Below are 22,151 nucleotides of genomic sequence, written 5' to 3' on the forward strand. Positions count from 1 at the left end.
TTGTTGTGCTCGCGGATCTGGCGACCGCACGGAGACCCGCGGAGACAAATCCCGACTGGCACCGTGCCTTGGCCCCGTGTTCATTGATCTGGCTCGGCGCTCTCCCGCTCCACTGGCGCGATAGGGCCCTTGCGGTGCAGCCCCTGTTCCTCCACCGCCTTCAGGCGGACCACTGAAACCGAGCAAAGGGCTTGTGCCACGACTTTGGTCGAGACGCTGCCGAGGTGACGGCGAATTGCCGAGGACGCCCTTGCTCCAACGACGATGTGTCCGACGTCATTGTGCTCGGCGTAGTTGAGGATCGCATCGGCAGGGCTGACCGCTTCGAGGACATGGTAGCTGATGCGGTCTTCCGGCAGGTGCAGCGGACGGGCCCAGTCCTTCAATGCGACGAGCCGCCTCAGATACTCCGAGCGGCCCGTTTCGTCGGCTGCCGGCGCCTCGCCGATGATCTCGGTCTTCAGCACCGTTACACAGGCCAGCCAGGAGTCCGCGCGCGATGCAAGCACACGGGCGGTTTCGTTGAGAACTTCGCCTGCCAGCGCATCGCTGCCATTGGTCAGATCGACCGCGGCAAGGACAATTGACGGTCCGGCCTGTGTCCTCGACATGGTCGGCTTGCCGACAAGCGATCTGTCATCCGTCTTGCGAAACAGCTTCGTGATCGCAGCCCATGCGCCCACCTCCCGGGGCTTGCGTCTGACCACCACCACCTGGTCGGGGTTTCTCAGGTCGGAGAGAACCTGTGCCGCCTCGACATACCGTCGAGACCTGTCCACTTCCATGCATCGCAGGATGATGGCCTCCAGCCACCGCGGAATGGCCGCGTTGATGTCTCGCGGCGGCCTCGGGGCATGATAGAGCCTGCGCTTCATTCCGGCGAAAGTCGCCGGGCGCCCGAACGGCTCTTCGCCAGTGGCCAGCTGATAGAGAATACAACCCAGCGCGAACAGGTCGCTTGCGGGATCGGATCTCTCGCCGAGCACCTGTTCGGGCGAAATATAGGCGGCGGTGCCCATCGGCACGGAGCTTTCGGCGCCGAGAAGATCGGGGAGCTCCGCGTGCCGGGCGAGCCCGAAGTCGAGCAGCACCGCGCCGCGCCCGGCGAGAATGATGTTCTCGGGCTTGAGATCGAGATGAACGACCTTCTGCCTGTGCAGGGCGGCAAGAGCTGTCGCGATCTCGGTTCCGATCCTTGCCACCTCGCCCGCCTGCAGCGGCGCGTTGCCTATGACATCTGCGAGGCCAGTGCCGGCCACGAACTCCATGGCAATATAGGGAACCTGCGCCAGGCTGCCGGACGCCGCGAAACGCGGCACATGCGGTCCCGAGAGGCGTTTCAGGATCAGCTCCTCCGCCTCGAAACCGAGGATGACGGAGACATCCCCGCCCGGATCGAGAAACGGTATCTTCAGCACAAGCGGGAAATCGTACCGCAGGTTGGTCGCCCGCCACAGCGACGCCATGCCGCCGGTGGGCAGCTTTTCGACCAGCTCGAAACCATCGATGACTGTCCCTGCCTCAAACCGTTGCATGGAATACGCCTCCTCAGCGACCGATCTTCAAACGCATGCCAAGCCACCCGGGCAGACCGGCTGCCTGGATCTTGCGGGCCGTCTCTTCGTGATCATAGGGAACACGAACCATCGTGACCTCGTGCCGCTCCGTGTCGACGAGAGCATAACACGCCGCCGGATTGCCATCGCGGGGTTGGCCGACCGCGCCGACAACCACCAGATGCCGTGCCGGCGCGGACAAAGGCACCGCCACATTATCCAGCGGCCGGAAATGGATCGGCCGGCGGCCCGGCAGCGCGTAATAGACGGCCGGAACGTGGGTATGGCCGCAGAAAATGAAACGGGCATCGCTTGACGACAGGCAGCGTTCTGCTGCGTCGACGTCGCGTATGTAAAACCATTTTGCCGGCCGCTCCGCACTGGCGTGCACATACAGCCGGTCTTCGGATTGCAGCGAAAGCGGCAATCGCGCCAGGAAATCGAAATGCGCCGGAGCGAGGCGTTCGCGGGTCCACTGGACGGCGAATCGTGCATTCTCGGTCATGTCACTCCGGTTCAGAACCACCGCCTCATCGTGATTGCCGAGAACGCAAAGCGCCCCCTGGGCCACCAGAGCGGCGGCCCTCTCGACCACATGGATGGGATCAGGCCCATAGCCGACCAGATCACCCAGCAAGACCAGCTGGTCCGGGTCACGCTCGTGGACAGCCTCCAGCACCGCGTCGAACGCCTCGCGATTGGCATGGATGTCGGACAGGATCGCGATGCGCATTCAACATTATCCCGGGGATCGGCGGAACATCGCAAGTCACTTGCCGCGACTGATATCATCCGGCCCAGTGCCAACATCCCCCCGGTCGCCCAAAAAGCCAAACAAGGTTCTTAGGGCCCTGATCGGTTGGCTGCTTGATTTGGATCAAGAACCCGGTCGGGACTGGTTCGGCGCGAAGGCGTCCACCGTCAGCAAACAATCGTTTTTCGGCTCTCCGCGACAGGAGAAACGCACGCCATTGCGCCTCGACTCGAAATCTCCGGCAAAACTGTTGTCAATTGGACTTATGGCGACGACGGCCATCGGATCGCCGCTATTTTTTTTCGCGAGTCCCTCGTTACATTGACGTCATCTAATCGGTTTTTTTCTGTGTGTTGTACCGGAGCGTTTCGGGCGGGGGCGACCGAAGACGCTATATGGATTTCGAATCGAAATGAAAAATCCCCCTGCGGAAGCAAAGACGTGTCACTTCGCGAGAATCTCGCTGCAAACCTCAGACGACTTTGCAAGGATCATGCCTCTGTAAGCGCGGTGTGCCGTGAACTGCACATCAACCGCACACAGTTCGAACGCTACCTGCAGGGACAGACCGTTCCGAACAAAGCCACCGCCAAGCTGATATGCGACTACTTCCGCATCAACGAAGCCGAGCTGTACCAGTATCCCGACGCCCCCGAGCCAGCGGCCAGCGGCCTGCCGCCGATTTCCGAGGCGCTGTTCAAACAGATGATCCGCCCTCCCAGTCCATCGATCGCGGGGGGCACCTATTTCACCTATTTTTCGATCCCGACCCGTCCCGACCTCCTGATGCGGTCGGTGACGTTCGTGCGGCGTGACGTCGAGCTGGTCACGTTCCGACGGGTCACCGGATGGTCGGAGCGCCGGGGGGCAACCTGGGCGCGTGCGCGCGGCAACCACTATGGGGTGGCGATCGCACGCCTGAACTGGATCTATTTCAGCGGGATCAACCGCCGCCAGACAGGCGAACCGTCGCTGATCTCCGTGCAGTGGGCTCCCATCTCGGAGCCGGTGCTGACCGGCAAGGCCATGCTTCTGACGGAGACCGGTCCAGCATTCGTGCCCGTCATCATGCGGCAGGACGTAGCCAACATCCCGCCAAGGCAGGCGATCAAAATGGCGCATGTCATCAGGCTCGACGATCCGGGCGTCGACCCGCTCGTGGTCAGTCTCGCCCGCGACGGGTTGGGCTAGCCATGGCTTACGCTAAATATGAACAAGATGTACCGAAAAAGCGTACACTAACGATAGTTTACTCGATGTTTGAGTAAAATCGATTTTTTACACTTTACCGCGGAGAAATATAATTCGCAGCGAAGCTACCAAGTAGCGGATTTACTGCGATTTTAACAAACTTCTAACTCTTTCGAACTTACCTTTCTTGTCGCGGATCCCGTTTGGGGGGTCTTTCAGCAGATCCCGTTGGGGGGTCAGGAAAGGGATGAAAATGGCGAAGAAAGTGAACACGGCTCCGAAGCTGACGATTGCCGCCGGCACGCAGACCGCCTTCTTTTCCCAGGGCATGCACTACAACAAGCGCTGAAGTCGTTGGGCGCCGATGAGCGGGTTGCTCGTCGGCGCCTCGGCTCCATGGACAGCATTCAGCATCATGAAAATGCGCTCTTCAAAAACGCTTGTTTTCTACCCTGGACCGAACAAGGTCACTGGCTGCAATTTCCTGACCAGGAACGTATTTGAATGCAGCCCCGAGGTGATCGGTCTTCTCGCTTCCTGGGACAAATGGGCTTCGATAGCGGATGTCGCCCGCGCCCATGGATGGTCGCAGTCCGAACTGAAGGCTGTCGTTCCCCGGTTGCTCGATTTTTCCGCCCTGGTGACCGCCGGATCGCCGCTCGCCGAACAGGAGGCGCAGTTCTCCGGACAATGGAACTGGGGCATTCCGACCGCGCTGATGCATTTCTGCGTTCAGGACAGCGAGTTCATGACCATCGAGCAAGCGGAAGAGCGGCAGATCGAACGCGCTGGCCACACGCCGCAGCCCGACCTCCTGCTCAGGAATTCCCCGGGCGCCATTCGGCTGCCGAACGCATTGGAAGGCAATGAACTTCTCGCCCTGATGGCGCGGCGCCGCACCAACCGCACGGCGGCGACGCCCACCATCACATCGGAGCAACTTTCCGACTGCCTGTTTGCAGGCATGGGCATTACCGGCGAGACCACCAACTGCGTCGGCGCCCTGCCGCTTGGCATGACGCCTTCCGGCGGCGCGAGAAATCCCTACGAGGCCTATGTGGTCGCACTGGCGGTCGAAGGCCTCGAGCCCGGTGTCTACCACTATTCCGCCGCCGATCACGACCTTGGCAGGATTTCCGCGAACCACCTGCCGAAGATCTCCGAACTGGTCGGCGGGCAGGAGTGGGCGGACGCCATGCCATGCCTCGTCCTGCTGTGCGCGAAGCTCGATCGCACGATGTGGAAGTACGAGGATGCCAACGCCTATCGTGTCGTGCTGATCGAGGCCGGCCATATCGGCCAGAACATCATGCTGGCAGCGACCAATCATGGCTTGTCGGCGTGCCCCACGGCCGCGCTCAGTCATTCGGCAATCACGCGCCTGCTCGGCCTGGACCGCCTCACCGACGCGCCCGTCTATGCCTTGACCATCTCGACCCCGCAAACAGGTCCGTCTCCAGTGGGCCAATCGATCAATTAGTCGACTTAGTATGTCCAGAACGACCAGTACCGCGTTCCCTGAGTTCCACCCGATCATGACAGGAGCAGCACGTGCCAAATCAGTCCTTACGTCAGTCTGAGATAGACAGCCTTCAATATATTTCGTCGATGACCAACGAACTGGTGCAGATGGCCGAAGCAAGCCGTTTTCCGATGATCTCCTATCTTCTGGGCATGGCCTATGCCGAGGCCTTCGACGCTCTTCGCGGCGCACGGCCGGCCAAGCATGCGCAGTTCGGCGGCAACCCGCTCCACTCCAAGATGCACGCGAAAGACAATCGCGCCCTGCCAGGGAGAGCGTAGCCGGCATGCAACCGTCAGCCGCATGCGCGGTGGCAGGCCCGACCTCCCGTCCAAACCGCTGGGAGACGCTGTGTGCGTTGCAAAGCCTGCTGCCGATGCTGAAGAAAGCCGTTGCCGATCTTGACCGCGCCGACATGATCTACTGGTTCGAGCTGGCTGATGCCGAGGTCGCCAACATCATCAGGGGCCGGCCGTCCGATACGACGGCGATCCCGGCCTTGATCGCATGCAGCCCGCACAACCGGCATCCGCTCGCGCGGACCTAGGCGTTCAGTGTCTGATCGTTGAACCGCTCCAACCAGTCGTTTTTGCGCAATTCCAGGCGGAAGACCGTCACGCGCTTTTCCCGGAATTGCTTCAGGGGGACCTCGCCAATGAACATGATCGTCGACATCAGGAGCATTGATGTCAGGGAGAGCATTTTCAGGCGGCTCGACGCGTTGATCGCCGGGCGACCGCCGTCACCGGATGCCGCGCGGGTCGAGGCCCACCAACTTATCTCGATGGCAACAGCCGATACCTGCCAGGCCGACAATCTCTGGGGCGCGGTGGACGCCTTTCATGCCCATTTCGATTTCATGCTGCGGACCATAGAGATCAATGGTGCCGACGACCCGAACCTCGGGATCCTGCGCACGAAATGCCGCTTCTATCTGCAACAGGTCGAGGCCTTGTGCCTGTCGCAGGGCTATTGATCGGCTGATCCCTGCCCTGGTCCCTAATTGCGCAGGCTGAACACGAAGGGCGCCGTACGGCTGACGCGGGAACCGAGTTCCGCCGGCGGTGCCGGCACCGTGGCGCCATGGAGCACGGCGAGCGCCGCACGATCGAGATCGGGGTCGCCGGAAGAACCAACCATCCGGGCGGACAATACGCGCCCGGAAGAATCGATCGTGAATGTGACCCTCACGTCGCCTTCCGCGCGTCGGGCCCTCGCCGCACTCGGATAGCGCGTATGCCGCCTGATCCAGGCCGCCAGGCTGGAGTTCCATCTGGCAGGGTTCACGCCCGATCGGGAAGCCGCTTCGGCCGACTTCGGCGCGGCTGTCTTGGCCGCCGGCCTGGCGTCGGCACTGGCGACGGTTGGCGGCGGCGCCTTCTCCTTCCTTGGCCGCGGCCCGGGCTTCTCGACAGGCTTTTTCACCTTGGCTTCAACCGGTTTCTTTTCCTCGGGCGCTTCGACCGGTTTCGCCTGCGGCAGCGGAATGACCACGTCGGGGGCGACGGTCTCGACAATATCGGGGACGACTTCGTCCAGCGGCGGCTGGTCGGCTTGTTCAGTCACGTCGGTTTGGGCGGGTTCGGTCTCTTCGGGCGGAACCGCGTCCGCCTGTTCGACAATCGGCTGCATCTGTTCCACCGGCTTTTGCGGTGCCGGCTCCGGCTCGGTCTGATCGGGCGTCACCGCGTCCAGCGCGGCCATCTGTTCTTCCACAGCCGGCATTGCCACCATCGGCGCCATCTCGATCAGCTGGGCCGGTGGCGGGCCGCCATCCGCTTCGTCGATCAGGCTGAAGCTCTGCACGGCATAGGCAACCGCGACATGGGCTCCAAGGACCAGCATGGCCGCACCTGCCCACAAGCCAATATCGCGCCAACCGAAACGCGAAAGCTCCACCGTGGGCAAGGCAGCCGATGGCGTCATGGCGACGCCGCTCCCGTGGCGGCCGGGGCATCGGCCGCGGACGATGTCTCCAGGCCGACCAGCGCGATCTTCAGATAGCCGGCGCCGCGCAGCAGGTTCATCACTTGCATCAGGTCGCCATAGCCGACCGCCTTGTCGGCACGCAGGAAGATGCGCGTCTGCTTGTCGCCCTTGGTTCTGCTGTCCAGCGTTGCGGCGAAAGCCGGGCGTGGCACGGTATCGTTGCCGATCGCCAGCGTCAGATCTTCTTTCAACGTCAGGAACAGCGGCGTCTCGGGTCGCGGCGCGGGCGTTGCGGTCGAGCCCGGCAGATCGACATTGACATCCACCGTCGCCAGCGGCGCGGCGACCATGAAGATGATCAGCAGCACCAGGATGACGTCGATGAACGGGGTGACGTTAATCTCGTGGCTCTCCTCGAGATCGTCGTCCACGGTCTGTCGGATTCTGCCTGCCATGGCGTTGCTCCGTTCCCGTGCCGCCATCATCGCGCCGCCGTCGCCGGCGCGACGGCGCGGAAATCCAGATCGCGGCTGACCAGCCGTTCGACGCCCGCCGACGCGTCGGCGAGGATCTGCCGGTAGCCGGCTATTGAGCGCGCGAAGACGTTGTAGATGACGACGGCCGGTATCGCCGCGACGAGCCCCATCGCCGTAGCCAGCAAGGCTTCGGCGATACCGGGAGCGACCACGGCCAGATTTGTGGTCTGCGCCTGCGAAATGCCGATGAAGGCGTTCATGATGCCCCAGACGGTGCCGAACAGGCCGACAAAGGGCGCGGTCGAGCCGATCGTCGCCAGCACCCCGGTGCCACGCGACATGCGCCGCGAGGCCGCCGCCTCGATGCGCGACAGGCGCGAGGTGACCCGCTCCTTCAGCCCGTCACCGCTGACATGGTCGAGCGCACCGGCCGAAAGCGCGGTTTCCTCCTCGGCCGCCCGCACCAGAAGCGCGCCGGGGCCGCCGCTGCGGTCGAGCGCGCGGCTGGCCTGCTTCAGCGTCGCGGCATCCCCGATCGCCCGGACGGCGCGACGGATGCGCAGCTTGCCGCCGAAAATCTCCAACGATTTGGCCAGCCATATCGTCCAGGTGACGAGGGAGGCAAAGGCAAGTCCGATCATCACTGCCTTGACGATGATATCGGCCGCCATGAACATGCCCCACGGCGACAGATCATGCGGCAGGGTCAATTCCATCGCCGTCGACGGTCCGGCCTCGACTGGCGAACTGGCGACCGGCTGGATGCCCGGCTGCTGTTGCACGGGCGCAGCCGCTGCTGGCGGGGAAGCTACCGGTGCAGCGGCGGGTGCGGTGGGTGCCTCGATCGCCGGGGCAGCAGTGCCCGATTGCTCCTGGGCGGTCGCACTGCCGGCCGACAGGATCACGGACGCGGTCAACGCCGCCAACAGGCCATTTCTCGACAACAGCTTCTCTCCAGTGCGGCCGCCCGCATTTCCAGATCCGGGCTTCGGCGTGCCAGTGCCCGGTTGACTATAAAACATGACATTGCTAGTCAACATTGAAGATGGCTTCAACAGTCAACAAAACATAGTGACGTGCGGTGGCATCGACCCGGCGGCTGGCCGACGCCCAGCATCTCGCTTCTTCGTGTTAGGACTGCCGCCCGGCTGGACGGCTGCAACTTCGCCGGTCAGGATGGACCTCACAATCGGTGAGGAGAGAACCACGGATGATCAAGGCGAGGCCCTTCGACTTCCCCTATGACGGCAGGCTGGTTGCGGAAAACACCGCGCTGGTCGTCATCGACCTGCAGCAGGACTTCCTGTCGACGACCGGCTACTTCGCCAGGCAGGGCTATGATCCGTCGCCGCTAAGGGCGATCCTGCCGACGGTGAGCCGGCTGATCGCCGCCGCCCGCAAGGCCGGCCTGACGATCATCCACACAAGGCAGGGTTACAGGGCTGATATGGCCGACATGACGCCCTACGAGAAATGGCGCCGCAAGCGCGCCGGTCTCGAAGGCACCGAAATCCTGCTGCGCTCCGGCCCGGGTTTTCAGATCGTTCCAGAGATCGACGTCGCGCCGCAGGACATCATCGTCGACAAGACCTGCAACAGCGCCTTCACCTATACGGATCTCGAGCTTGTCCTGCGCGCGCAAGGCATCACGCATCTGTTGTTTTCAGGGTGCACGACGGATGTCTGCGTCCACACCACGCTGCGCGAGGCCTGCGACCGCAATTTTCAGTGCCTGACGATCTCGGATGCCTGCGCCAGTGGCGACAGGCAGGCGCACGAAGCCGCGCTTCACATGGTGACGATCGAGGATGGCGTCTTCGGCGCGCTGGCTGATTCCGCCGCCGTCATCGAAGCCCTGTCGCGGCTGAGCGACGCGACAGGCTAGTTCGACGGCCGCCACGGCACCTGTCAACCCGCTGCACGCGTCTCCGGCCTCGTGCGAGCCGCAAACGCCCCGGGCTGGAATTCGTCGGTTTCACGACGCGCCAGGGAGTTGCGCAACAAGGCGATCGTTTCCCGGCCGACTGTCGCGATCTCGCGCGGCGTGTCGACGCCGACAATCATGAATTCATCGATCCCGAGCCCGGCATAGGCAAGCAGCGACAGCGCGACCTGGGCCGGTGGCCCCGAAACGTCGACCGCCTTGTGGCCGGTGGTGGAAACACCCCGGTGGATCCTAACCGGAAGCGCAAAGCGCAGCTTGCTCGCCCGGCCGTGTTCGGCCGCGGCGCCACGCACCCGCTCCATCAACTGCTGGACCTCGTCGATCGGGCCCGGCGCCAGTTCAAAGACATCGGCATGCCGGCCGGCCACCTTGAGCGCCGTTCCGGATTGCCCGCCCATGCGGATGGTCAGGTCGGCGCCGTGAGGACCCTTGCGGGGCACATAGCCGCCCTTGATGCTGTAGAACGCGCCTTCGTGGTCGAAGGGGCGGTCGTTCGACCACAGCCGCTTCAGCAGTACCAGATATTCATCGATGCGCTGCCAGACGACCGTATGCCCGACCGGCCGTGTCTCGGCATCGTCGTCGCTCAACGGCTCGCTGATCATCCTGAGCGCCAGACGTCCGCCGCTCTTCCTGTCGATCGACGCCAGCTGGCGCGCCGCCACCGTCGGCTCGACCACGCCTGCCCAGTGGGTGAGCACGACTTCGAGCGACGAGGTGCGATCGAGCACCTGGGCAGCAAGATCCATGTTGGTCAGCAGCCCGGCCGAATCGTCGACGACGATCTTGCGGAAGCCGCCGTCCTCGATCAGCCCAAGCTTGGTCGCGGTCTCGGCGAAATCATAGAAGAACGGAGCCGTGGTGTGGGCAGGGTGCGTTTTACCGGGAACATGCGTGAACTCGATCGGCATTGCCATCTCCTCCGTCACGTCAGGCGCGCGCAAAAGCGCACCGAGGATTCGGTTCATTCAACTCCGATTTGACTGCAAGCGGTGGGCGGCTAGCCCCGGTCGATCCGACGACTCAGGGAATAAGGCCCAGGACAACTGCCCCGGTGAACACGAACGCAAGGGCAAAGACGAGATAGGCGAAAGCTCCGGCATAGGCCGGGCGAAAAGTCTGGGCATTGGCCAGCCGCTGGCCGTTGCCGTCAGTCTGAGCGTTCTGGATATAGGACATATCGACCTCCGTCTCGCTGCTTAATCTATAAAACTTGTAGACTTTGTCGAGTGCTATTTTTGAGCCAAAAGCAGAATAATTTTCTCCCCTATGGCCTCAAATTGGTTCCCGTTTGCTGAGATGGCCGCCTTGGCCGCCGATCGACATGGCATATCCATGGTCTCCCTGCGCAGATGAATGGGCCCATATTCTTGTTCTCACTGCACCCCACTTGGTGCATTGGCCGCCCGGTGTGTGCGCGATAGAATCGCCAAACCAGCAAACGAAAATCATCAAAAGGGGAGTGGAAAAATGGGCACAAGACTGGCCGGCAAGGTTGCCATCATTTCGGGTGGCGCGACGGGAATGGGCGGGGCGGCCTCGGAGCTGTTCGCGGCGGAAGGCGCCAGGGTGGCGATCATCGACCGCAACGGCGAGGCGGCCGCTGCCACAGCCGCGGCGATCCGCGCGCGCGGCCATGTCGCCGAGCATTTTGTCGCCGACGTGTCCGACGAAGCGCAGGTCGAAGCTGCCGTAAGGAGCGCGACGGAAAAACTCGGCCCGGTCACCGTGCTTTTCAACCATGCCGGCACCATCGTCATCAAACCCTTCCTGGAGACCACCGTTCAGGAATGGGACTGGCTGCATGCCGTCAATGTGCGCTCGATGTTCCTGATGACGCGCGCCGTACTGCCCGGCATGATCGCGGCGGGTGGCGGCTCGATCGTCTGCACCTCTTCGATCTCGGCGGTTGCGGCGACGCCGATGGAGGTGCTCTACGACACCACCAAGGGCGCCTGCCACATGTTCGCGCGCGCCATCGCCGTCGAATTCCGCGACCGCAACATCCGCTGCAACGCGGTCTGCCCCGGCTTCATCCGCACACCCCACGGCCTGCGTGAGGTCGCCGATTTGGGCCGGCTCGGCGTCGATGTCTCCGACGCGGCGCTTGCCGCGCAGCAGGGCCGGATCGGCGAGCCGGAAGAGGTGGCCAAGGCAGCGCTCTACCTCGCCAGCGACGAGGCCAGCTTCGTCACCGGCGCGCATCTGTTCGTGGACAATGGCTTTACCGCCATGTGAGGCGTCCCAGGGACAGCCTGGCGTGCCTTTCCTCTACCCCGTCGATCGGGGGAGAGGTGTCGAGCGCAGCTCGACGGAGTGGGGGTCGACCCTTGGGCGCGGTGCAGGAAGATTCTTCCTCCTTGGTCCCCTTTCAATATCCGTTGGCGACGGTTGCCAGGTGGTTCCCCCACTCCGTCGCTGCTTCGCAGCGCCACCCTTTCCCCTCCGGAGGGAGAGGAAAGGACGCCAAGTTCTACTCGTCTACCGCTCCTCGCGTCGGAACGGCTTGAGCAGCGCCGATGGCGCCACCGCGTTGCGTGACATCACCGCCATGGCGACGATGGTGAAGATGAAGGGCAGCATCAGGAACGCTTCGTAGGGTATGTGCCCGAGCCCGCTTGCCTGCATGCGCAGTTGCAAGGCATCGACAAAGGCGAACAGAAGGGCCGCGCCCGCCGAACGCCACGGATCCCAGCGGCCGAACACCACCAGCGCGATCGCCACCCAGCCGCGCCCGGAGACGACGCCGAAGGTGAAGGCGTTGAACTGCGCCATCGACAGGAAGGCGCCGGCCAGCCCCATCAGCGCGCCACCCAGGATCACCGCCTGGAAACGCGTGGCGATGACGCTGACGCCGGCCGAGTCCGCGGCGCGCGGATTTTCGCCGACCATGCGCACCGACAGGCCCCATGGCGTGCGGTAGAGAACGAAGGCGGCGAGCGGTATGGCCAGCATCGCCATGTAGACCAGCGAAAACTGGTTGAACACCGCCTGCCCGAGCACCGGAATGTCGGACAAGACCGGGATCGGCAGCGTCTCGAACCCCTTGATGTTGGGCGGCACGGATTGCTGGCCAAAGATCAGCCGGTAGAGGAAATAGGCGAGACCCGACGAGAACAGCGTGACGCCAATGCCGCAGACATGCTGGCTGAGGCCGAGCGCCACCGTGAACAGCGCATGCAGCGCGCCCATCAGCATGCCGGTGAACACCGCCACCAGCACGCCGAGCCACAGGCTGCCGCTGAGGCTGGTGGCGGTGAAGCCGGTCATCGCCGACAGTAGCATGATGCCTTCGATGCCGAGATTGAGCACGCCGGCGCGCTCGGAGAACATTTCGCCGAGCGTGGCGAAGGCCAGCGGCGTGGCGATGCGGATGATGGCGGCGAGGAAGCCTACCTGGAAGATCTGTTCGAACACCGCGCTCATCTGGCGGCTCCGACGCGGCGGATGCGATAGGCGGTGAACAGCAGCGCCACCAGCATGGCAAGCAAGGCAGTGCCCTGGATGACGTCGCTGAGGAAGGCCGGCACGCCGGTCGCGCGCGACATCGCCTCCGCGCCGGTCATCACGGCGGCGAGGAAGATCGCCGCCGGCACCACGCCGAGCGGATTGAGCCGCGCCAGCATGGCGACGACAATGCCCGAATAGCCGTAGCCCGGCGAAATGTCGCTCATCACCTGGAAATGCACGCCGCCGACCTCGCCGACGCCGGCCAGTCCGGCCAGCGCGCCGGACAGCAGCGCGGTCGACAGCAACACGCGTTCGACGTTGATGCCGCCATAACGCGCCGCTTCGGGATTCTCGCCGGTGACCCTGATCCGAAAGCCGAGCGTCGTGCGCACGATCAGGAACCAGATCAACGGTGCCGCGATCAGCGCCACAACGACGCCGAGATGCAGCCGCGTGCCTTCGAGCAGCACCGGGAAATTCGCCGAATCCTCGATCGGCGGCGAGATCGGATAGCCGCTGAACGTATCCTTCCACGGCCCCTCGATCAGCGCCATCAGCGCATAGTAGATGACCGAGTTGAGCAACAGCGAGCTGACGACATCATCGACCTTGAATTTCACCCGCAGCGTTGCCGGCACGAGGGCAACGGCCGCACCGGCCGCGGCACCCGCCACCGCCATCAAGACCATGGCCAGCGGCCCCGGCATCGGGATGGCGCCGACAAAGCAGCTGGCCACCGCGCCGGCCAGCAACTGACCCTCGGCGCCGATGTTCCAGAATTTGGCCCGGAAGGCGACGGCCACCGCCAGCCCGGTGAAGATCATCGGCGCGGCGCGCACCATCGTTTCGGTGATCGCGTAGCTGTCGCCGAGCGAGGCGGTGAACATCACGCCATAGGCTTCGAGGACGCCGGCGCCGGCCAGCGCGATCAGACCGCTGCACAGCACGAGCGTGGCACCGATCGCCAGCAGCGGCAGCGCGAGGTTGAACCAGGCGGGCGTCGAGGTGCGGACTTCCAGGCGGAACATCAGCTATGGCCCTCCGCCCCGGTCATCATCAGGCCAAGCCGCGCGATCGTCGCATCGGCGCTGTCGAGTGTGCCGACGATGCGGCCTTCATACATCACCGCGATGCGGTCGCAGAGCACCAGCAGTTCTTCGAGATCCTCGCCAATGACGATGATGCCGCAGCCCTTGGCCCGCATGTCGAGGAATTTTTCGTGGATGAAACGGGCGGCACCGATGTCGAGGCCGCGTGTCGGCTGCGAGACGATCAGCACCTTCGGATCGAAGGCAAGTTCGCGCGCCAGCAGCGCCTTCTGCAGATTGCCGCCGGACAGCGCGCCGGCGCGGGTCATCGGCCCGGGACACCTGATATCATAGGCCTTGATCTGCGCCTCGGCGAAGGCACGGATCGCATCCGGCTTGAGCAGGCCCTTGCTGCTGAACGCCGCCGTGCCGATGCGCGGCAGCACCATCGAATCGGCGAGCGGCAGATTGGTGACCAGACCGGTGGTCATGCGGTCTTCCGGGATACGGCCGAGTCCAAGCGCCTGCACCTCGCGCGGCGAGAACCGCGACACGTTTTGGCCGGCGATCGTCATCTGGCCGGCATCGGGCGCACGCACGCCGGAGATGACCTCCGCCAGCGCCCGCTGGCCATTGCCCGACACGCCGGCAATGCCGAGGATCTCGCCGGCACGGACGGCAAGCGATACGTCGCGCAGCGCCGTTCCCGAATGCTGCGATGTGGAAATGCCGTCGAGCGTCAGCACCGCAGCACCGGGCGATGATGGCCCCCTCGCCGGCGGCACGATCTCGTGGCCGCACATCAGTTGCGCCATTGCGGCCGATGTCGTGTTGGCCGGGTCGTCGACGCGGCCGGCGACGCGGCCGAGCCGCAGCACCGTGCAGCGATGCGTCAGCGCCCGCACCTCGTTGAGCTTGTGCGAGATGAAGATGATGCCGAGCCCTTGCGCCGCCATCGAACGCAATGCCGAAAACAGCCCGTCGACCTCGCTCGGCGCCAGCACGGCCGTCGGCTCGTCGAGGATCAACAGCCTGGCGCCGCGAAACAGCGCCTTGACGATCTCGAGCCGCTGCTGCTCGCCGACCGACAGCCCCGAGACCGGAAGGTCGGGATCGAGCGTCAGCCCATGCTGGCGGCCGATCTCGGCGAGACGGGCCAGCCCGCCGGCGCGGTCGATCCGTCCCGATTTGCCGGGAATGCCTATGAGCAGATTCTCCAGCACCGTCAGCCGTGGCGCCAGATGGAAATGCTGGTGCACCATGCCGATGCCGGCGGCCAGCGCATCGGCCGAACTGGTGATCCGCACCGGCTTGCCCTGGATGAGGATCTCGCCGGCGTCCGGCGCATAGGCGCCGAACAGCACGTTCATCAGCGTCGTCTTGCCAGCGCCGTTCTCGCCCAGCAGCCCGAGGATCTCGCCCGGTGCAACGCTGAGATCAATGGCCTCGTTCGCCTTGACGGCGCCGAAGCTCTTGGTGATGCCGCGCATTTCGATGAGTGGGGCGGGCAAGGGTCAGAATGCCTCCGATGAGATGGCGCGGCTCTTTACCCTCCCCTTTGTGGGGGTGAGAAGCGGTCCGTGCAGCGGACGAAAAGCCAATTGCTTGGCTTTTCGAGCTTCGAACGCCCTGAGCCTGCGAAGGGCTGGGCTGACAACTAGCGAACCGGCTCACCCCCTCGAGGGAGAGGGCAAGGCGCTCTAATCCGAAACCGGCGTGTTCTCGTCCACGTCGACGCGGAAATTGCCTTCGAGGATCTCGGCCTTCTTCTTCTCGACCAGATCCTTGACGTCGGCGGGCAGCGTCTTGTCGAACTTGTGGTAGGGCGCGAGATAGGAGCCGCCCTTGGCCATGCGCGAGAAGTCGCCATAGTCCTGCGCGGTGAAGACGCCGGCCTTGACCAGCTTGATCGCCTGTTCGACCGTCGGATACATGTCCCAGACCGGGCCGGTGATGACCGTGTCGGGGCCGAGGCTCGACTGGTCGGACATGTTGGAAATGGCGAGGATCTTCTTCTCGGCCGCCGCTTCGATGACGCCGAAACGCTCGGCATAGATGACGTCGGCCCCGGCATCGATCTGCGCGACCGCTGCTTCCTTGGCCTTGGGCGGATCGAAGAACGAGCCGATGAAGGCGACCTTCTTCTTGATGTTCGGATTGACCTCCTTGGCGCCGGCGAAGAAGGCGTTGACCAGCCGGTTCACTTCCGGGATGCCCATCGCCGCGACGGCGCCGATCGTGCCCGACTTCGACATCTTGCCGGCGATCATGCCGGAGAGATAGGCCGGCTCGTGGATCCAGTTGTCGAAGACGCCGAAATTCGGTTCCGCCGGACCGGCGCCCGAGCCGAACAGAAAGGCGGTCTTCGGGAACTGCTTGGCCGTGCGGCGCGATTCACGCTCGGCGGCGAAGGCGTCGCCAAGCACCAGCTGATAGCCGCCTTGCGCATATTCGCGCATGACGCGGCTGAAATCGGCGGTCTGCACCTTCTCCGACCATTTGTATTCGATGCCGAGTTCCTTCTCGGCCTTCTGCAGGGCAACATGGATCTGGTTGTCCCACGGCTCCTCGATCGGCGTAGCGAAGATCGCCGCCACCTTCAGCTTCTTGTCCTTGGCGAAGGCGGCGCCCGGCAGCATGGCCGCGGCCAGGCCAAGCGCGCCGAGCTCCAGCACGTTGCGTCGCGAAAGCCCTTCGCGTTTTATCTGGAATCTGTTCTTCCGGTTTTCCATTGCATTCCCCTCTGTTCGACAGCCGTGTCGAGCCGGCTGTTCGTGAAAATGTCAGCCTACAGCGCCGCGCGTCCTTCGGACGCGCAAAGGACGCTGTAGCATCTTGGTTCTGCGCATGACCCTTTCCGAAAATCGACATCGATTTTCGGGGTCATGCGCTGGGAACTATGGAACGACGCTAGACTTTTGTCCACATGGTCAAATTTGACTACGCGCCGAACCGGCCTAGATCTTGGCCGGCGGAAGAGTGCGGTTGGTCAGGCCCGTTCGAGCGCGATCGCTATGCCCTGCCCGACGCCGATGCACATGGTTGCCAGCGCATAGCGGCCGCCACGTTCGCGAAGCTCCAGCGCCGCCGTGCCCGATATGCGGGCGCCCGACATGCCCAGGGGATGGCCGAGCGCGATGGCGCCGCCATTCGGGTTGACGTGCCCGGCATCCTCGGCAATGCCGAGCTGGCGCAGCACGGCGATGCCTTGCGAGGCAAAGGCCTCGTTGAGCTCGATGACATCGAACTGTTCTGGTGTCAGACCGAGCCGCGCGCACAGCCTCTCGGTCGCCGGCGCCGGGCCGATGCCCATGATGCGCGGCGCAACGCCGGCGGCGGCACCGCCAAGAATGCGCGCGATCGGCGTCAGGCCGTATTTCTTTGCTGCCGCCTCCGAGGCGACGATCAGTGCCGCCGCCCCGTCATTGACCCCGGAGGCATTGCCGGCCGTCACCGTGCCGCCCTGGCGGAACGGCGTCGGCAGCTTGGCCAGCGCCTCGACCGTGGTGCCGGCGCGTGGATGCTCGTCCTTCGACACGACCATCGGATCGCCCTTGCGCTGTGGGATGGTCACATCAGTGATTTCCTTCGCCAGTCGGCCATTGGCCTGTGCCGCGACGGCCTTGTCCTGGCTGCGCACGGCAAAGGCGTCCTGGTCGGCGCGCGACACCGAAAAGTCCTCGGCGACATTCTCGCCGGTCTCCGGCATCGAATCGACGCCATACTGCTTCTTCATCAGCGGATTGACGAAGCGCCAGCCAATGGTGGTGTCGTAAATCTCGGCATTGCGCGAGAACGCCGTGTCGGCCTTGGGCATGACGAAGGGCGCGCGGCTCATCGATTCGACGCCACCGGCGATCATCAACTCCGCCTCGCCGGCCTTGATGGCGCGCGCGGCGATGGTCAGCGCGTCCATGCCTGAGCCGCACAGGCGATTGACAGTCGAGCCGGAGACCTCCTTCGGCAGGCCGGCCAGCAGCAGCGCCATGCGCGCCACGTTGCGATTGTCCTCGCCGGCCTGGTTGGCGCAGCCATAGACGACGTCGTCGACCGCCTGCCAGTCGACGCCGGAATTGCGCTCGACCAGCGCTTTCAGCGGGATGGCGCCGAGGTCGTCGGCACGCACGGAAGACAAAGAACCGCCGAAGCGCCCGATCGGCGTGCGGATGTAGTCGCAGATATAGGCCTCGGCCATGCTAGGCAGCTTTCTCTTTTCCGGTTCCCTCATGCGCCGCCTTGGTGCGGGCCTGCAGGTCGCGCAATGTCTTGAGTTCGAGTTCGCTTGGCGCCGGCGTTTCGTCAAGCGCCTCTGCGAACTTAACCACCCAGCCACAGGTCTCCTGCACCTGCTGGCGCGTGACCCCGGGATTCAGCGACACCACCGTGAATTCCTTGGTCACAGGGTCCGGCTTCCAGATGGCGAGATCGGTGATCAGCAATGTCGGGCCGGCGGTGTCGATGCCGAGACGCTTGCGATGGTCGCCACCCTCGCCGTGACCGAAGGAGGTGAAGAAGTCGATCTTCTCGACCATGCCGCGCTTGGTCTGCGCCATGGTGATATAGACCTGCTTCGATGACGTCGCGATCTCCGGCGCGCCGCCGCCGCCGGGCAGCCGGGTCTTCGGGTGAAAATAGTCGCCGATGACCGTGGTGTTGATGTTGCCGAACCTGTCGAGCTGGGCGGCACCGAGGAAGCCGATCGAGATGCGCCCGCCCTGCAGCCAGTAGCGGAACATTTCCGGCACCGCGACGGTGGTGACCGCGGTCTCGCACAATTCGCCGTCGCCGATCGACAGCGGCAGCACGTCGGGCGCCGTGCCGATCGTGCCGCTCTCGTAAATTAATGTGATATCCGGCGCATGCGTCAGCCGGGCGACATTGCAGGCGGCGGACGGAGCGCCGATGCCGACGAAGCAGACATCGTCGTTCTGCAGCGCACGGCTGGCGGCGATCGTCATCATTTCGTTGGGGGTGAAGCCCAAATTGTCGCTCATGCCGCTTTCCTCAGATGCTCGACCCGGGCCGCGAAATCGTCGGCACTCTTCTCGATGACGTTCGCCTGCATCCACGCCTGGAATTTTTCCCGGTCGGCGGCGATCTCGTCCCACTCGAGATAGGCGGCATTGTCACGCGCATAGTAGCCATGCGCGTAGGACGGATGCGAGCCGCCGGGCACGACGGATATCGCCGTGATCGTCCAGCGCGGCAGCACGGTCAGATTGGGGTGCAGATCATCGAAATTGTCGACCACTTCCTCCACCGTCACCACCGCGCGCCTGGCCGCCAGCACGGCTTCCTTCTGGATGCCGATGATGCCCTCGACCAGCACATTGCCTTTCCGGTCGGCCTTCTGCGCATGGATGAAGGTGACGTCAGGCCGGATCGAGGGAACGGCGGCCAGCACTTCGCCGGTGAACGGACAGGTGACCGATCTGATGTTCGGATTGACCGCCGCCAGCCCGGCCCCGCGATAGCCGCGGAACACCGCGCAGGGCAGGCCGGCCGCGCCCGCCTCATAGGCATTGGCCATGCCGGCGTGGCTGTGCTCCTCGATCTCGATCGACCTGGGAAAGCCGTTCTCGATGGCGTCGCGGGCGCGCCGCAGCAGGCCGACGCCGGGGTTGCCGACATAGGAGAAGATGATCTTCTTCGCCATGCCCATGCCGATCATCTGGTCGTAGATCAGGTCCGGTGTCATGCGGATCAAAGTCAGGTCGCGAAAACCCTGGCGGATCGCCTCATGCGCGGCGGCTGTCGGGATCAGATGGGTGAAGCCCTCGAAGGCGACCGTATCGCCGTCATTCAGGTTCTCCGCGACGGCCTGTTTGAGCGGCAGGAACTTGACCATCCAACATGCTCCGGGATTCAAAAGTTCGCATTGCGAACATATGTTCCATATGCGATACTTTTATGCCGATTGAGGGTGCGGAGTCAATTCGCACGACAATACCCTTCCGCGGAGGTTCGATGGACGAAGAGACCGCTTCCCGTGACCATGTCGGCTCGCTCGAGCGCGGCCTCGCCGTCATGGAGATCCTTGCCGGCCACCCCTCGGGCATGACGCTGACAGAAATGGCCGAGCAAGCCGGCCTGACCCGAGCCGGCGCCCGCCGCTTTCTGCTGACGCTTGTCGCCACCGGCTATGCCACCCAGGTCGGCCGCGTGTTTTCGCTGTCGCCGCGCCTGCTCACGGTTGCCCGCACCTGGCTCGGCGGCGGCTCGCTGTGGAGCTTCGCCGCGCCGATCATGCGCGCGGTTGCTGCACAGCTGAACGAAGCCTGTTCGGCTGCCATCCTGTCGGGCCAGGATGTCGTCTATGTCGCCCGCATTCCCGGCCGCCGCATCCTCAGCGTGTCGCTCGATGTCGGCACCCGGCTGCCGGCCTATTGCACCTCGATGGGGCGGATCCTGCTTGCCGGCCTGGCGCCGGGCGACCTCGACACATTTCTCGGCCAGGCGACGATCGAGAGGCGGACGCCGAAGACGATCACCGAAAGGCATCTGCTGGCCGAAGCGATCGGCAAGGCGAAGGCGGACGGCTTTGCCATCGTCGACGAGGAACTGGAACTCGGCCTGCGTTCGATCGCCGTGCCGATCCGCGACCGCTCAGGAAGCACGGTCGCGGCCATCAACGTCTCGACCCAGTCGGCGCGATTCACCGTCGCCGAGATGGAACGGGAAATCCTGCCGGCTCTGCTTGGAGCCAGGCAGCGCATCGAGGATTTCTTCGTCGTCTAAGAAGACTTTGCGAAGGGAGATTTGAGTGGCCAACCCTCGGCGCCGCCCCTCCTTGCCCTGCCGGGCATTTCTCCCCGTAGAACGGGGAGAAAGCAGCTGGCCGTAACGCCTCCGCCCTCCTTGCAACGCTGGTGATTGGCGAAATCGCCAAAGACAGCGCCCCTCTCCCCGTCACTATACGGGGAGAGGATGCCGGCAGGCAGGTGAGGGGTTGCGCCGACTTCGCATTTCCTTTGATACGAAGCCCGAGGCTCGCGCCCCTCAATGCTTGATCCGATCCCGCATCGCGTACCAGAGCATTCCCAGCACATAGAGCGGGCCGCGCAGCGCCGTGCCGCCGGGGAACGGCATGGGCGTGAGCGTCGAGAACAGGTCGAGCCGCGCGGCATCGCCGGTGATCGCTTCGGCCAAGAGCTTGCCCGACAGCGTCGACAGGATGACACCCTTGCCGGAATAGCCATGCGCGAAATAGACCTCGCCATAATGCCCGACATGCGGCAGCCGCGACGTCGTCACCGACACCAGCCCGCCCCAGGCATGATCGATGCGGCAGCCCCTAAGCTGCGGGAAGGTGCCTTCCATATGCGGCCGCACGAAGCCGGCGATGTCGGCCGGCGGCGACGGCGTGTAGCGCTCGCCGCCACCGAACAGCAGGCGTCCATCGGCCGACATCCGGTAATAGTTGACGACGAAGCGTGTGTCGGACACCGCGACATTGGCCGGGATGACATTGCGCTTGCCTTCCAGCGGCTCGGTGGCGACGATGTAGTTGCCGACCGGCATGATGCGGCTGTTGACGCGCGGCTCCAACCCATTGAGCAGGGCATCGCCCGCCAGCACGACATGTTTTGCCCGCACCGAACCCTTTGATGTCGGCACCCGGATCGAAGGCTCGCGCTCCAGCCGCGTGGCCACCGAATTCTCATGGATGGTGACGCCGGCCGCGCTTGCTGCGCGGGCAAGGCCGAGCGTGTAGTTCAGCGGATGCATGTGGCCGCCCAGCGGCTCGTACATCGCGCCGTGATAGGGCGTGTCGACCTTGGCCCGGGCGTCCGCCGCCGACAGGATCTCGGCATGCGGGAACTTCATCACCTTAGCCAGGCACTCAGCCTCTTCCTCCAGGTCCCTGAGATCGGAGCCGTTGACCGCGCCGACCAGATGGCCGGTCAGCCTGAGGTCGCAATCGATGGCATGGCGCTCGATGATGTCGAGCACCAGCCCGCGCGCCTCGAAGGCGAGATCGAACAGCACCTTCGCCCGTTCAGGCCCGTAGAGCTTGACCAGACCCTTGGCGCCCTTGCGCAGGCCGGGAATCATCTGGCCGCCATTGCGCCCCGATGCCCCCCAGCCGATCTTGCCGCCTTCGAGCAGCACCACCTTCAGGCCGCGCTCGGCGGCGTGAAGGGCAGCCGACAGGCCGGTGCAGCCGCCGCCGACAACCACAAGGTCGGCCTCGACATCACCGGCAAGCGCCGGATGGTCGGGCGCCGGATTGGCGGTGGCGACATAGTAGGATTTGCCGATATCGAGACCGGAATTGAAACCCGTTGAAGATGCCATGA

Annotated in this window: 23 protein-coding genes; 8 read left to right on the top strand and 15 right to left on the bottom strand. The window is 64.2% G+C overall.

Going from position 1 to position 22,151, the window contains the following annotated elements; all coding sequences use genetic code 11:
• Positions 1-80: 80 nt before the first annotated feature.
• Both NR193_RS16985 and NR193_RS16990 read right to left on the bottom strand, forming a co-directional pair.
• The gene (locus NR193_RS16985; RefSeq protein ID WP_256751932.1) at positions 81-1,535 is read right to left on the bottom strand and encodes a bifunctional serine/threonine-protein kinase/universal stress protein; all 1,455 of its coding nucleotides are present in this window, start codon (positions 1,533-1,535) and stop codon (positions 81-83) included.
• Between the two features lie 13 nt (positions 1,536-1,548).
• Positions 1,549-2,289 (bottom strand): metallophosphoesterase, encoded by a 741-nt coding sequence (locus tag NR193_RS16990; protein ID WP_256751933.1) that lies wholly within the window; start codon positions 2,287-2,289, stop codon positions 1,549-1,551.
• Between the two features lie 462 nt (positions 2,290-2,751).
• Between NR193_RS16990 and NR193_RS16995 the strand changes: the two genes are divergently transcribed.
• From NR193_RS16995 to NR193_RS17015, 5 genes are all read left to right on the top strand, one after another.
• Positions 2,752-3,501, top strand: coding sequence for a helix-turn-helix transcriptional regulator (locus tag NR193_RS16995; RefSeq protein WP_256751934.1), 750 nt, complete (start codon positions 2,752-2,754; stop codon positions 3,499-3,501).
• 421 nt (positions 3,502-3,922) lie between these two features.
• Positions 3,923-4,981, top strand: a complete 1,059-nt coding sequence (locus NR193_RS17000) for a SagB family peptide dehydrogenase (RefSeq protein ID WP_256751935.1) — start codon at positions 3,923-3,925, stop codon at positions 4,979-4,981.
• A 71-nt stretch (positions 4,982-5,052) separates the two neighbouring features.
• Positions 5,053-5,304, top strand: coding sequence for a hypothetical protein (locus NR193_RS17005; protein WP_256751936.1), 252 nt, complete (start codon positions 5,053-5,055; stop codon positions 5,302-5,304).
• Positions 5,305-5,309: 5 nt separating this feature from the next.
• Complete coding sequence (locus NR193_RS17010) at positions 5,310-5,570, top strand: hypothetical protein (protein ID WP_256751937.1); 261 nt, start codon at positions 5,310-5,312, stop codon at positions 5,568-5,570.
• Between the two features lie 108 nt (positions 5,571-5,678).
• Complete coding sequence (locus tag NR193_RS17015; protein WP_256751938.1) at positions 5,679-5,999, top strand: hypothetical protein; 321 nt, start codon at positions 5,679-5,681, stop codon at positions 5,997-5,999.
• A gap of 23 nt (positions 6,000-6,022) precedes the next feature.
• Here the strand turns inward: NR193_RS17015 and NR193_RS17020 are convergent, their stop codons facing one another.
• Genes NR193_RS17020 through exbB form a run of 3 tightly spaced genes read right to left on the bottom strand, consistent with a single transcriptional unit; the run spans position 6,023 to position 8,372 of the window.
• The gene (locus NR193_RS17020; RefSeq protein ID WP_256751939.1) at positions 6,023-6,949 is read right to left on the bottom strand and encodes an energy transducer TonB; all 927 of its coding nucleotides are present in this window, start codon (positions 6,947-6,949) and stop codon (positions 6,023-6,025) included.
• A complete protein-coding gene (exbD, locus tag NR193_RS17025; RefSeq protein WP_256751940.1) occupies positions 6,946-7,407 on the bottom strand; it encodes a TonB system transport protein ExbD in 462 nt (153 codons plus the stop codon). Before exbD ends, NR193_RS17020 begins: the two co-directional genes overlap by 4 nt.
• A 26-nt stretch (positions 7,408-7,433) precedes the next feature.
• Positions 7,434-8,372 (bottom strand): tonB-system energizer ExbB, encoded by a 939-nt coding sequence (gene exbB, locus NR193_RS17030; protein ID WP_256751941.1) that lies wholly within the window; start codon positions 8,370-8,372, stop codon positions 7,434-7,436.
• Between the two features lie 266 nt (positions 8,373-8,638).
• Here exbB and NR193_RS17035 point away from each other — a divergent pair, with 266 nt between their 5' ends.
• Positions 8,639-9,313: a cysteine hydrolase family protein gene (locus NR193_RS17035; protein WP_256751942.1), complete on the top strand. Its 675-nt coding sequence runs from the start codon at positions 8,639-8,641 to the stop codon at positions 9,311-9,313.
• 23 nt (positions 9,314-9,336) lie between these two features.
• Here NR193_RS17035 and NR193_RS17040 read toward each other — a convergent pair whose 3' ends face one another.
• Together NR193_RS17040 and NR193_RS17045 are read right to left on the bottom strand one after the other, a co-directional pair.
• The gene (locus tag NR193_RS17040) at positions 9,337-10,284 is read right to left on the bottom strand and encodes an LLM class flavin-dependent oxidoreductase (RefSeq protein ID WP_256752095.1); all 948 of its coding nucleotides are present in this window, start codon (positions 10,282-10,284) and stop codon (positions 9,337-9,339) included.
• 112 nt (positions 10,285-10,396) lie between these two features.
• The gene (locus tag NR193_RS17045) at positions 10,397-10,552 is read right to left on the bottom strand and encodes a hypothetical protein (RefSeq protein ID WP_256751943.1); all 156 of its coding nucleotides are present in this window, start codon (positions 10,550-10,552) and stop codon (positions 10,397-10,399) included.
• 291 nt (positions 10,553-10,843) lie between these two features.
• Here NR193_RS17045 and NR193_RS17050 point away from each other — a divergent pair, with 291 nt between their 5' ends.
• A complete protein-coding gene (locus NR193_RS17050) occupies positions 10,844-11,611 on the top strand; it encodes an SDR family NAD(P)-dependent oxidoreductase (RefSeq protein ID WP_256751944.1) in 768 nt (255 codons plus the stop codon).
• Between the two features lie 243 nt (positions 11,612-11,854).
• Here the strand turns inward: NR193_RS17050 and NR193_RS17055 are convergent, their stop codons facing one another.
• The 7 genes from NR193_RS17055 to NR193_RS17085 all read right to left on the bottom strand — a co-directional run bounded on the left by NR193_RS17055 (position 11,855) and on the right by NR193_RS17085 (position 19,699).
• Positions 11,855-12,799 (bottom strand): ABC transporter permease, encoded by a 945-nt coding sequence (locus tag NR193_RS17055; protein ID WP_256751945.1) that lies wholly within the window; start codon positions 12,797-12,799, stop codon positions 11,855-11,857.
• Positions 12,796-13,851: an ABC transporter permease gene (locus tag NR193_RS17060; protein WP_256751946.1), complete on the bottom strand. Its 1,056-nt coding sequence runs from the start codon at positions 13,849-13,851 to the stop codon at positions 12,796-12,798. The genes NR193_RS17055 and NR193_RS17060 overlap by 4 nt, the downstream gene beginning before the upstream one ends.
• Positions 13,851-15,362, bottom strand: coding sequence for an ABC transporter ATP-binding protein (locus NR193_RS17065; protein ID WP_256751947.1), 1,512 nt, complete (start codon positions 15,360-15,362; stop codon positions 13,851-13,853). The genes NR193_RS17060 and NR193_RS17065 overlap by 1 nt, the downstream gene beginning before the upstream one ends.
• A 189-nt stretch (positions 15,363-15,551) precedes the next feature.
• On the bottom strand, positions 15,552-16,583 hold the full coding sequence (locus NR193_RS17070; protein ID WP_256751948.1) for a BMP family protein: 1,032 nt from the start codon (positions 16,581-16,583) through the stop codon (positions 15,552-15,554).
• A gap of 257 nt (positions 16,584-16,840) precedes the next feature.
• Positions 16,841-18,046, bottom strand: coding sequence for a 3-oxoadipyl-CoA thiolase (gene pcaF / locus NR193_RS17075; protein ID WP_256751949.1), 1,206 nt, complete (start codon positions 18,044-18,046; stop codon positions 16,841-16,843).
• A 1-nt stretch (position 18,047) separates the two neighbouring features.
• The gene (locus tag NR193_RS17080) at positions 18,048-18,845 is read right to left on the bottom strand and encodes a CoA-transferase subunit beta (protein ID WP_256751950.1); all 798 of its coding nucleotides are present in this window, start codon (positions 18,843-18,845) and stop codon (positions 18,048-18,050) included.
• Entirely contained in the window at positions 18,842-19,699 is an 858-nt protein-coding gene (locus tag NR193_RS17085) for a CoA transferase subunit A (protein ID WP_256751951.1), read from the bottom strand. The genes NR193_RS17080 and NR193_RS17085 overlap by 4 nt, the downstream gene beginning before the upstream one ends.
• Before the next feature lie 119 nt (positions 19,700-19,818).
• Here NR193_RS17085 and NR193_RS17090 point away from each other — a divergent pair, with 119 nt between their 5' ends.
• Positions 19,819-20,589 (top strand): IclR family transcriptional regulator C-terminal domain-containing protein, encoded by a 771-nt coding sequence (locus tag NR193_RS17090; protein ID WP_256751952.1) that lies wholly within the window; start codon positions 19,819-19,821, stop codon positions 20,587-20,589.
• Positions 20,590-20,850: 261 nt separating this feature from the next.
• Here the strand turns inward: NR193_RS17090 and NR193_RS17095 are convergent, their stop codons facing one another.
• On the bottom strand, positions 20,851-22,149 hold the full coding sequence (locus tag NR193_RS17095; RefSeq protein ID WP_256751953.1) for an FAD-binding oxidoreductase: 1,299 nt from the start codon (positions 22,147-22,149) through the stop codon (positions 20,851-20,853).
• Positions 22,150-22,151: the final 2 nt, after the last annotated feature.

Origin of the sequence: Mesorhizobium sp. Mes31, from assembly GCF_024519675.1 — a bacterium.
Lineage (GTDB): Bacteria > Pseudomonadota > Alphaproteobacteria > Rhizobiales > Rhizobiaceae > Mesorhizobium.